The sequence below is a fragment of the Streptomyces albidochromogenes genome (assembly GCF_005981925.1).
In the GTDB taxonomy this organism is placed as follows: Bacteria; Actinomycetota; Actinomycetes; order Streptomycetales; family Streptomycetaceae; genus Streptomyces; species Streptomyces albidochromogenes.
In genome coordinates this window covers 1-9,239 of sequence record NZ_VBVX01000266.1, presented here as the reverse complement: position 1 = coordinate 9,239, position 9,239 = coordinate 1, and the positions used below count along the sequence as shown (strand labels likewise).

Genomic DNA, 9,239 nt, shown 5'->3' with positions numbered 1-9,239 from the left:
GGTCCTGCCGGGCGGGAGCGCGTGCGCGGGCTGCATGGCGCTGGGGCGGGCGGACCGCGATCCGGCGTGGCTGCGGATGCTGGCGCAGTGGCGCTCCGGCCGGGGCGGGCCCGTACCGGCGTGCGACATCGGGCTCGCAACCACGGTGGCGGGGCTGGCGGCGGCGCATGCCCTGGCCTTCCTGGACGGCGAGCTGCCCGCCACGACGGGGGTCCGCTGGGAGGTCTCGCTGCCGCTCCTGGACTGGCGGCAGGAACCGATGCCGCCGCACCGCGACTGTTCCTGCGGTGCGGGTGGGCAGGCTCACGGGGAGTGCGCCTCGGGCGCCGGGGAGCCACAGGACACAATGGCCGGGTGACCGTCATCGGCGGCCACGGGTGTCTGGGATTTGGAGGGGCGCATGTCTGATCTTCCCCGGAAGGCGGTCACCCGGACCGCCAAGCTGGCAGCACTGCCACTGGGCTTCGCCGGCCGAGCCACCTGGGGCCTGGGCAAGCGAATCGGCGGCAAGTCGGCCGAGATCGTGGGCCGAGAGCTGCAACAGCGTACGGCGGACCAGTTGTTCAAGGTCCTCGGAGAGCTGAAGGGGGGCGCGATGAAGCTGGGGCAGGCCCTGTCGGTCTTCGAGTCCGCGCTCCCGGAGGAGGTCGCCGGGCCGTACCGTGCGGCGCTGACGAAGCTCCAGGAGGCCGCGCCGCCGATGCCGACGCGCACAGTGCACGCGGTCCTGGCGGAGCGGCTCGGGGCCGAATGGCGCGATCTGTTCCTGGAGTTCGACGACAAGCCGGCGGCCGCGGCCTCGATCGGCCAGGTGCACCGGGCCGTGTGGCACGACGGTCGCGAGGTGGCCGTCAAGGTCCAGTACCCGGGGGCCGGGGACGCGCTGCTCTCCGACTTGAACCAATTGAGCCGGTTCGCCCGGCTGCTCGGTCCGCTGGTTCCGGGGATGGACATCAAGCCGCTCATCACCGAGCTGCGGGACCGGGTCTCGGAGGAGCTGGACTACGAACTGGAGGCGGCGGCGCAGCGGCAGCACGCGGAGCAGTTCGCGGACGACCCCGACGTGGTGGTGCCCGAGGTGGTGCACCAGAGCGATCAGGTTCTGGTGACCGAGTGGATCGACGGCATACCGATGGCCGACGTGATCACCGACGGGACGCCGGAGCAGCGGGACAGGGCGGGGCAGCTGCTGGCCCGCTTCCTCTTCTCGGGGCCGGCCCGCACCGGACTGCTTCACGCGGACCCCCACCCGGGCAACTTCCGGCTGCTGCCGGTGGCGGCGACGGAGGCCGGGGACACCGAGGACGGTGCGCAGGGTGAGGACGGTGCTGGGGGTGAGGACGGCCGGGACGGTGCGGTCGGGCAATGGCGGCTCGGCGTGCTGGACTTCGGCACCGTGGACCGACTCCCCGGCGGACTGCCCGCGACGATCGGCACCTCCCTGCGGATGACGATCGACGGTGAGGCCGAAGCGGTGTACGAGCTGCTCCGTGAGGAGGGCTTCGTGAAGGACTCCATCGATCTCGACCCGGACGCGGTGCTGGACTACCTGCTGCCGATCATCGAGCCCGCGCAGGCCGACGAGTTCACGTTCACCCGGAGCTGGATACGCCAGCAGGCGGCGCGGATCGCCGATGTGCGCTCCCCCGCCCACCAGTTGGGCAAGCAGCTCAATCTGCCGCCGGCCTATCTGCTGATCCACCGCGTGACCTTGAGCACCATCGGTGTTCTCTGCCAGTTGGGGGCGACCGTGCGGCTGCGGCAGGAGCTGGAGGACTGGCTGCCGGGCTTCCTCGCCGAAGAGGTGGAGAGCGATGAGAGCGGGGCGGCCGAAGAGGACGGGGTCGCGGCCGGGGCGTGAGCGGGGCTGGGCCCTGAGCGGGACTGGGCCTGAGCGGGCCGGTCACCACCAGGACGAGTCGAGCCTGCCCTCGATCGCCCTGAGGTTGGCGCGTGCGCAGTCGTCGCAGAAGTAGTGGCGGCGGCCGTTCTCCACGGAGCAGGTCCAGGTGGGTGGCGTGTTCTCGGCGGGCTTGCCGCAGCGGGAGCACACGACGGTCTCGTCATCCGGCTCTGCGGGCTCGGGAGGCTGCTCGGGGTTCCGGGGGTCCTCCCCGGGAGAACTCAGCACTCCGTGACGATATCCCCGACGTGTCGCGGTGGAGTTCCGTCTGCTGCGGCCTGCTGTGTGCCTGGTGTTACTGCATGACCGCCATGGCCAGCGCGCGGCGGGCGCGCAGTGAGACGCGCTCGGCGCGGCGCTGCATCCGCCGGGCGGCGACCAGGCGCACGGCCTGGTGTTCCGCCTCGGCTTCCCGCCGGCGTTCTTGCATATGGGCACGGGCCAGGGCTTCTGGGATGAGTTGCATCTCGCGGGTCCTGTTCTGACGCGAGTCGTTCGCGCCGGTGATGGTGACGTCGTGGGTAGCGGAGCCGAAGGGCTCGCTGGGGGAAGAGGTCATCGGGGCCTGCTTCTTGGGATCGTGCGTATGGGGTCGGTCGATGGTTCCGGTGACGTTCATGCGGCGACCGGGTTCTTGCGCGGGCGGCCACGCGGCCGCTTGCGGGCGACGACGACACCCTGGACGAACAGCTCGCCGCCCCAGACGCCCCAAGGCTCGCGGCGCTCCTTGGCACCGGCGAGGCATGCCTCGACCAGCGGGCAGGTGCGGCAGAGCGACTTGGCGTACTCGACATCGGCCGGGGACTCGGCGAAGAAGACTTCCGGGTCGTACGAGCGGCAGGGGACGGGCACGCCGAGGTTCTCGATGGCGTCGTCGAGCGCGGTGAGCGCGGTGAGCGGGGCGGGGGCAGTCAAGGCGGAGTCCTCCGTGAGACCGGGCGGGGTGATCGTTTGGGAAGGCGGTACGGACGGGGCGTGCGTATCGAGTTGCACGGTGGTTTGTTCCTCGTCGAGTCGTTCCGGCCGGTCGGCCGGGAGGCGGTTGCTGTCCCGAGGCCCCTCCGCTCTGTTCTCCCCGTTCGGGCAAAACAGAAGGGCCGCGGATCCCTGGTGGGGTTCCGCGGCCCTGAAGGCGCCTGCCTGATCCTGGATCAGGCTGGATCACTCCAGGGTTCGAGCCCACGGAAGGCCCACATCGTGTGGTGCTGCGTCGTCTGCTTCTTGAATCCGGCACCGGCCGCCGCAAAGGCGTAGGCCTTCGCCTGTGCCGCTGCTACTGCTGCTTCCGGTGCCTCGGTCGGTCGCTCATTGCGCGCCAGGACAAGCAGGCTCGCGAGAGACGCGGGACGGACGGCGGAGCCGCCGGACATACCGGTGCCACGGAGCGAGGAGCCGAGCGAGCAGGGGGCGACGACCGAGCGATCGGTCATTTTGGTGAAGGTAATGAAGCTGGTCACTGGGCTCGCCTCCTCTCGGCGTCTCGGGGACCTGGTGGCACGAGGCCGGTCCCTACGTATTCGGATAAGTACAGCACGGAGTCAGGGCTTCAGAGAAGTCGCTGTTCCCGTGGTTAAGAACCTATGGGGCTTGCCGGGGCATGCGCAAACTATTTTTCCGACGAGTTTGAATCAGTCCTCCTCGTCGACCCCTCCAAGGTCCTGACCTGCGCAGAGAGCCAGAACATCGGCTCCGAAACGCTCCAGCTTCCGCGCGCCGACCCCCGCGATGACGGCCAGTTCCCCCGCCTCGCCCGGCGCGGCCTCGGCGATGGCCATCAGCGTCTTGTCGGTGAAGACGCAGTACGCCGGCTGGCCGAGCAGCTGGGCCTGGCCGGCCCGCCAGTCGCGCAGCCGTTCGTACAGCGCCTCGTCCATGTCGGACGGGCAGTCCTCGCAGCGCATCAGCTTCACCTCGCCGGCGTCGGTGAGGGTCTTGCCGCACACCCGGCACAGGGCCGAACTGCGGCGCCTGCGCTTGGCGGCACCGCCCGGGACCGTACCGGTGCCGCCGGTGCGCGGGGCGGCCGTGCCGCCACGGCTGCCGGAGGCGGACGAGCCGGGGCGCAGCCCGTTCAGGAAGCGGCTCGGGCGGCGGGAGGCGCGGCCGCCCGGTGAGCGGGACAGTGCCCAGGACAGACCCAGGTGGTGGCGCGCGCGGGTGACTCCGACGTACAGCAGGCGCCGCTCCTCCTCGACCTGCTCGTCGGTCTTGGCGTAAGTGATCGGCATCATGCCCTCGGTGAGGCCGACGAGGAACACGGCGTCCCACTCCAGGCCCTTCGCCGAGTGCAGGGAGGCGAGGGTGACGCCCTGGACGGTCGGCGCGTGCTGGGCGGCGGCGCGCTCGTCGAGCTCGGCCACGAGGTCGGAGAGCGTCGCGGTGGGCTTCGCCCTGGCGAAGTCCTCGGCGAGACGGACCAGCGCGGCCAGTGACTCCCACTGGTCGCGGACCGCCCCGGAGCCGGCCGGCGGCTGCGTGGTCCAGCCGTTGCCGCTGAGGACGGCGCGGGTCTGCGAGGGCAGGTCGACCACGTCGTCGAGCAGGGGGTCGTTGTTGCCGAAGCGGGCGGCGCTGCGCAGACCGTTGATCGCCTTGCGCACTTCCTGGCGTTCGAAGAACCGCTCCGCGCCCCGCAGCTGGTAGGGGACTCCGGCGTCGGCCAGTGCCTGCTCGTAGACCTCGGACTGGGCGTTGATGCGGTAGAGCACGGCGATCTCGCCGGCCGGGACGCCGGCGGCGACCAGGTCGCGGATGCGGCGGGCGGTGCCCTCGGCCTCGGCGGGCTCGTCGGCGTACTCCGTGTAGACGGGCTCGGGGCCCGGCTCCCGCTGTGAGATCAGCTCCAGGCGGTGCTCGGCGGCGCGGCCGCGCGCCTGGCTCAGCAGGCCGTTGGCCAGGTGGACGACCTGCGGTGTCGACCGGTAGTCGCGGACCAGCTTCACGACGGTGGCGTCCGGGTGCTTGGTGCGGAAGTTCAGCAGGTGGTCGGGGGTGGCGCCGGTGAAGGAGTAGATCGTCTGGCTGGCGTCGCCGACGACGCACAGGTTCGGCCGGTCGCCCAGCCACAGTTCGAGCAGGCGCTGCTGGAGCGGGCTGACGTCCTGGTACTCGTCCACCACGAAGTGCTGGTACTGGCTGCGCACGTGGTCGGCGATGTCGTGTCGGTCCTGGAGGATGCCGACGGTGAGCAGCAGCACGTCCTCAAAGTCGATCATGGCTCGGTCGCGCTTGAGCTGCTCGTACATCGCGTAGATCTGGGAGATCTCCGCCGCGTCCCTGGGTGCGTCCCGGCCCGACTTGGCGGCCGCGGCCGGGTAGTCGCCGGGGACGGTCTGGGTGACCTTCGCCCACTCGATCTCGCCCGTCACGTCCCGCAGCTCGTTGCGGTCGAGGCGGACGCGGCAGCGGGCCGCCGCCTCGGCGACCAGCTGGATCTTGCGCTCGACCAGCCGGGGCAGGTCGCCACCGACCGCTTTCGGCCAGAAGTACTGGAGCTGGCGGAGCGCGGCGGAGTGGAAGGTCCGCGCCTGCACGCCGCCCGCGCCGAGCTGGCGGAGCCGTCCGCGCATCTCACCCGCGGCCCGGTTGGTGAAGGTGACGGCCAGCACACTGGCGGGCTGGAGGATCCCGGCGCGCACGCCGTACGCGATGCGGTGCGTGATGGCGCGCGTCTTGCCGGTGCCGGCCCCCGCCAGGACGCACACCGGACCGTGCAGGGCCTCCGCGACCTGGCGCTGCTCGGGGTCGAGCCCTTCGAGCACCGCGTCCGCCGAGTCGGGGACCTGCGGGAACAGAGAGGAGTGCGTTGCTGCTGTCACACAGCCATGCTGCCAGGTCGGGAGAGGCGGGCGTTCCCGTTGTCCACAGGGACGGGGCATTCGTCGTACCGGTCCGGGAATGGGCGGCCGGTCGCGTACGTTCGATGCTCTGGGACTACGGACCCCCCAGCCGAGCAAAGGAGCGCCGAGGACATGCAGGGCACTGTGACGATGTACAGCACCACGTGGTGCGGCTACTGCCGTCGGCTCAAGAGCCAGATGGACCGCGAAGGCATCGCGTACAACGAGATCAACATCGAGCAGGACCCCGAATCCGCGGCGTTCGTCGAGAAGGCCAATGGCGGAAACCAGACGGTCCCGACCGTGCTCGTGATCCCCCACCAGGGCGAGCAGTCGGTCATGACGAACCCCAGCCTGGCGCAGGTCAAGCAGGCGCTGGGCGTCTGAGGTCGCGCCGCACGCGGCACCGGACCGTACGCCGGCGAGGCCGTACGGACACGTCGAGGGCCCCCGCGCACCGCGCGGGGGCCCTCGACGTGTGCCGGTCTACGGGTTCAGCGGCTTCGGCAGGGGCTTGCCGTACCAGAGCTCCACCAGCCGGGCGGCGATCGAGATGCCCGACGGGGGCAGGATCTCGCCGGTCTCGATGGCGCTGCGCAGGTCGTCCCTGGAGAACCAGCGCGCCTCCTCGATCTCCTCGCCGTCCACGTTGATCTCGGACGACGTGGCGCGCGCCATGAAGCCCAGCATCAGGCTGGACGGGAAGGGCCACGGCTGGCTGGCGACGTAGTCGACCCGGCCGACGGTGACGCCCGCCTCCTCGAAGACCTCACGCGCCACCGACTCCTCGATGGTCTCGCCGGGCTCCACGAAGCCGGCGAGCGTCGAGAACCGGCCTTCCGGCCAGTGCACCTGACGGCCGAGGAGCGCCCGGTCCTCCTCGTCGGTGACCAGCATGATCACGGCGGGGTCGGTGCGCGGGTAGTGCTCGGCGCCGCACGCCTGGCAGCGGCGGATGTGGCCGGCCGCCGCGATGACGGTGCGCTCGCCGCAGCGCGAACAGAAGCGGTGCAGCCGCTGCCAGTTCTCCAGGGCCACCGCGTGCACCATCAGGCCCGCGTCGCGGGGGCCGAGCAGGAGCCCGGCCTCGCGCAGACCGGCGGGGCGCGCGGACTGGTCCATCCGGCCCGGCAGGGAGTCCTTCTGGAGCGCGAAGTAGCTGACGCCGTCCTCGTCCGTACCGAGGAAGTAGCGGTGCGTCTCGGTGACCGGGGCCTCGAAGGCCGGGGTCATCACGAGCTCGGTGCGCCCGTCGGGGGTGTCGTCGATGAGCGCCTGTCCGCCGGAGACCACGAAGACGCGGGTCGTGGGGTGGCTCCAGGCGGCGGCCAGCCATGCCTCGTCGAGACGGTAGTGGGCGGCGCGGTCGATGCCGCTCGGGGCGGTGAGCCCGATCGGCCGCTCCGTGAGGCCCGCCGGGCCGGAGCTCCGGGAGCTGCCCGCGTCGTCCGTGCTGACCGCGCTCGCCGGGCTGTCCGCGGTCGGTGCCGTGTGGTCGGTCGAGGTGCTCACAGGTACTTCCAACTCCCCCTGGTGGATTCGGACGGTCTTGAGGTTCAGGACGCGCGCCAGTGCGCCGCGAGGTCGCCCCACAGGTACGCGGTGGTCTCGACCCCCTTGAGGAGCAGGTCCAGTTCGACCTTCTCGTTGGGGGCGTGCCAGCCGTCGGACGGCACGGAGATCCCCAGGAAGAGCACGGGGGCGCCGAGCACGTCCTGGAGGTCGGCGGCGGGCCCCGAGCCTCCCTCGCGCGTGAACAGGATCTTCTGGCCGAAGGCGCGGCCCATGGCCCGTACGACGGACTGCAGGGCGGGGTGGTCGAGCGGCGTCAGGCACGGGCGGGTGGCGGCGCCGAACGTGATCTCGTGGCGGATCCCGGCCGGGACGCGGGAGGCGACCCAGTCGCGCACGGCCGACTCGATCTTGTCCGGGTCCTGCCCGGCGACCAGGCGGAACGACAGCTTCAGGTGTGCGGACGACGGCACGACGGTCTTGCCGCCGGGGCCCTGGTAGCCGCCGCCGATGCCGTTGACCTCGGCGGTCGGGCGGGCCCAGACCCGCTCCAGCGTGGTGTGGCCCGCCTCGCCGAGGGTGGCCCGCGACTTGGCGGTACGCAGCCACTCGGCCTCGTCGAAGGGCAGTTCCGCGAACAGCTCCCGCTCGCGGTCGGTGAGCTCGACGATGCCGTCGTAGAAACCGGGGACGGTGACCCGCTCGTCCTCGTCGTGCAGGGCGGCGACCAGGCGTGCGGCGACGGTGGCCGGGTTGGGGACGGCGCCGCCGAAGGAACCCGAGTGGATGTCCTGGTCGGGGCCGTACAGCTCGATCTCGCAGTCGGCCACGCCGCGCATGCCGGTGCAGACGGTCGGGGTGTCCTCGGACCACATGCCGGTGTCGGAGACGATCACGGCGTCGGCGGTCAGGCGCGGTGCGCGCTCCTCGACGAGCGCGCGGAAGTGCGGGGAGCCGGACTCCTCCTCGCCCTCGACGAGCAGCTTGAGGTTGACGGCGGGGGCGGTGCGGCCAGTGGCGGCGAGGTGGGCGCGTACGCCGAGGGTGTGGAAGAAGACCTGGCCCTTGTCGTCGGCGGCGCCGCGGGCGTAGAGCCGGCCGTCGACGATCTGGGGCTCGAACGGGTCGGTGTGCCAGCCGTCCTCGCGGGCGGCGGGCTGTACGTCGTGGTGCCCGTAGACCAGCACCGTGGGGGCTGTCGGGTCGCCGCTGGGCCACTCGGCGAAGACCGCCGGGGCGCCCGCTGTGGGCCAGACCTCGACGACCGGGAACCCGGTCTCCCGGAGCTTCGCGGACAGCCATTCGGCACTGCGCCGGACGTCGGCGGCACGGTCCGGCCGCGCCGACACGGACGGGATGCGCAGCCACTCGGCGAGGTCGCCGAGGAAGGCCGCGCGGTGCGTGTCTATGTACGTACGGACGACGCTGTCCGGGGTGTCGCTCATGGCCCCGAGCCTATCCGGCCCTCGGGCCGGGCTCGTCCAGCAGGATCCGTTCCAGCTCGGCACGGCCGGGGAGACGGGCGGGACGTGCGATCTCACCGGTGCGGACGTAGAGGAACGCGGCGCCCACCGATTCGAGGGGCAGGTCGTACTGCTCCGCCCAGGCGAGCCGGTAGACGGCGAGCTGGAGGGGGTCGGCGGCGCGGGTGCGGCTGGTCTTCCAGTCGACGATCTCGTACGCGCCGCTCTCCTCGTCGCGGTACACGGCGTCTATGCGGCCACGGACGACCCGGCCCGCGAGGGTGAGGTGGAAGGGTGCCTCGACGCGGTACGGGGTGCGGCGGGCGTACGGGGTGCGCTCGAACGCCTCCTTGAGCGCGGCCAGGTCGCGCTCGTCCGCGATCTCGGTCTCGGTCTCGTCGCCGCCCGGCAGCTCGTCCGGGCCGAGCATGGGCAGCGGCAGCTCCTCGAAGCGGGACTCCACCCACGCGTGGAAGCGCGTCCCGCGCCGGGCTGCGGGTTGGGGCGGGCGCGGCATGGGGC

10 protein-coding genes and 1 pseudogene are annotated in these 9,239 nt (G+C 71.8%); 3 read left to right on the top strand and 8 right to left on the bottom strand.

All coding sequences use genetic code 11. The features are described 5' to 3' along the window. Both E2E34_RS26630 and E2E34_RS26625 read left to right on the top strand, forming a co-directional pair. Nucleotides 1-358, top strand: a pseudogene (locus E2E34_RS26630) (ThiF family adenylyltransferase); the annotation flags it as partial. Between the two features lie 42 nt (nucleotides 359-400). Further along, complete coding sequence (locus tag E2E34_RS26625; RefSeq protein WP_138904459.1) at nucleotides 401-1,861, top strand: ABC1 kinase family protein; 1,461 nt, start codon at nucleotides 401-403, stop codon at nucleotides 1,859-1,861. A 42-nt stretch (nucleotides 1,862-1,903) separates the two neighbouring features. On the opposite strand, the gene E2E34_RS26620 is transcribed toward E2E34_RS26625, so the two are convergent. From E2E34_RS26620 to E2E34_RS26600, 5 genes are all read right to left on the bottom strand, one after another. Beyond that, nucleotides 1,904-2,131, bottom strand: coding sequence for a hypothetical protein (locus E2E34_RS26620; RefSeq protein ID WP_138904458.1), 228 nt, complete (start codon nucleotides 2,129-2,131; stop codon nucleotides 1,904-1,906). Between the two features lie 67 nt (nucleotides 2,132-2,198). Then, nucleotides 2,199-2,522 (bottom strand): putative WhiB-interacting protein, encoded by a 324-nt coding sequence (locus tag E2E34_RS26615; protein ID WP_138904457.1) that lies wholly within the window; start codon nucleotides 2,520-2,522, stop codon nucleotides 2,199-2,201. Continuing rightward, nucleotides 2,519-2,896, bottom strand: a complete 378-nt coding sequence (locus E2E34_RS26610; RefSeq protein ID WP_138904456.1) for a WhiB family transcriptional regulator — start codon at nucleotides 2,894-2,896, stop codon at nucleotides 2,519-2,521. The genes E2E34_RS26615 and E2E34_RS26610 overlap by 4 nt, the downstream gene beginning before the upstream one ends. Nucleotides 2,897-3,054: 158 nt before the next feature. Then, nucleotides 3,055-3,333: a hypothetical protein gene (locus E2E34_RS26605; protein WP_138904461.1), complete on the bottom strand. Its 279-nt coding sequence runs from the start codon at nucleotides 3,331-3,333 to the stop codon at nucleotides 3,055-3,057. Between the two features lie 198 nt (nucleotides 3,334-3,531). Continuing rightward, on the bottom strand, nucleotides 3,532-5,781 hold the full coding sequence (locus E2E34_RS26600) for an ATP-dependent DNA helicase UvrD2 (RefSeq protein WP_138904455.1): 2,250 nt from the start codon (nucleotides 5,779-5,781) through the stop codon (nucleotides 3,532-3,534). 93 nt (nucleotides 5,782-5,874) lie between these two features. On the opposite strand from E2E34_RS26600, the gene E2E34_RS26595 reads away from it, so the two are divergent. Further along, nucleotides 5,875-6,129, top strand: coding sequence for a mycoredoxin (locus E2E34_RS26595; RefSeq protein WP_138897847.1), 255 nt, complete (start codon nucleotides 5,875-5,877; stop codon nucleotides 6,127-6,129). Between the two features lie 99 nt (nucleotides 6,130-6,228). Here the strand turns inward: E2E34_RS26595 and nudC are convergent, their stop codons facing one another. From nudC to E2E34_RS26580, 3 genes are all read right to left on the bottom strand, one after another. Beyond that, a complete protein-coding gene (nudC, locus tag E2E34_RS26590) occupies nucleotides 6,229-7,137 on the bottom strand; it encodes an NAD(+) diphosphatase (protein WP_138904460.1) in 909 nt (302 codons plus the stop codon). Nucleotides 7,138-7,298: 161 nt separating this feature from the next. Next, entirely contained in the window at nucleotides 7,299-8,699 is a 1,401-nt protein-coding gene (locus tag E2E34_RS26585) for a dipeptidase (protein WP_138904454.1), read from the bottom strand. A 10-nt stretch (nucleotides 8,700-8,709) separates the two neighbouring features. After that, nucleotides 8,710-9,239: PD-(D/E)XK nuclease family protein (locus E2E34_RS26580; RefSeq protein WP_138904453.1), on the bottom strand; the 530-nt coding region annotated here is incomplete at its 5' end.

What these genes read in the sequence shown, in the direction of transcription:
- E2E34_RS26615 (WP_138904457.1), bottom strand. Translation starts at nt 2,522, where the DNA reads ATGAACGTCACCGGAACCATCGACCGACCCCATACGCACGATCCCAAG.
- E2E34_RS26600 (WP_138904455.1), bottom strand. Translation starts at nt 5,781, where the DNA reads ATGCCCCGTCCCTGTGGACAACGGGAACGCCCGCCTCTCCCGACCTGG.
- E2E34_RS26585 (WP_138904454.1), bottom strand. Translation starts at nt 8,699, where the DNA reads ATGAGCGACACCCCGGACAGCGTCGTCCGTACGTACATAGACACGCAC.
- E2E34_RS26605 (WP_138904461.1), bottom strand. Translation starts at nt 3,333, where the DNA reads ATGACCGATCGCTCGGTCGTCGCCCCCTGCTCGCTCGGCTCCTCGCTC.
- E2E34_RS26625 (WP_138904459.1), top strand. Translation starts at nt 401, where the DNA reads ATGTCTGATCTTCCCCGGAAGGCGGTCACCCGGACCGCCAAGCTGGCA.
- E2E34_RS26595 (WP_138897847.1), top strand. Translation starts at nt 5,875, where the DNA reads ATGCAGGGCACTGTGACGATGTACAGCACCACGTGGTGCGGCTACTGC.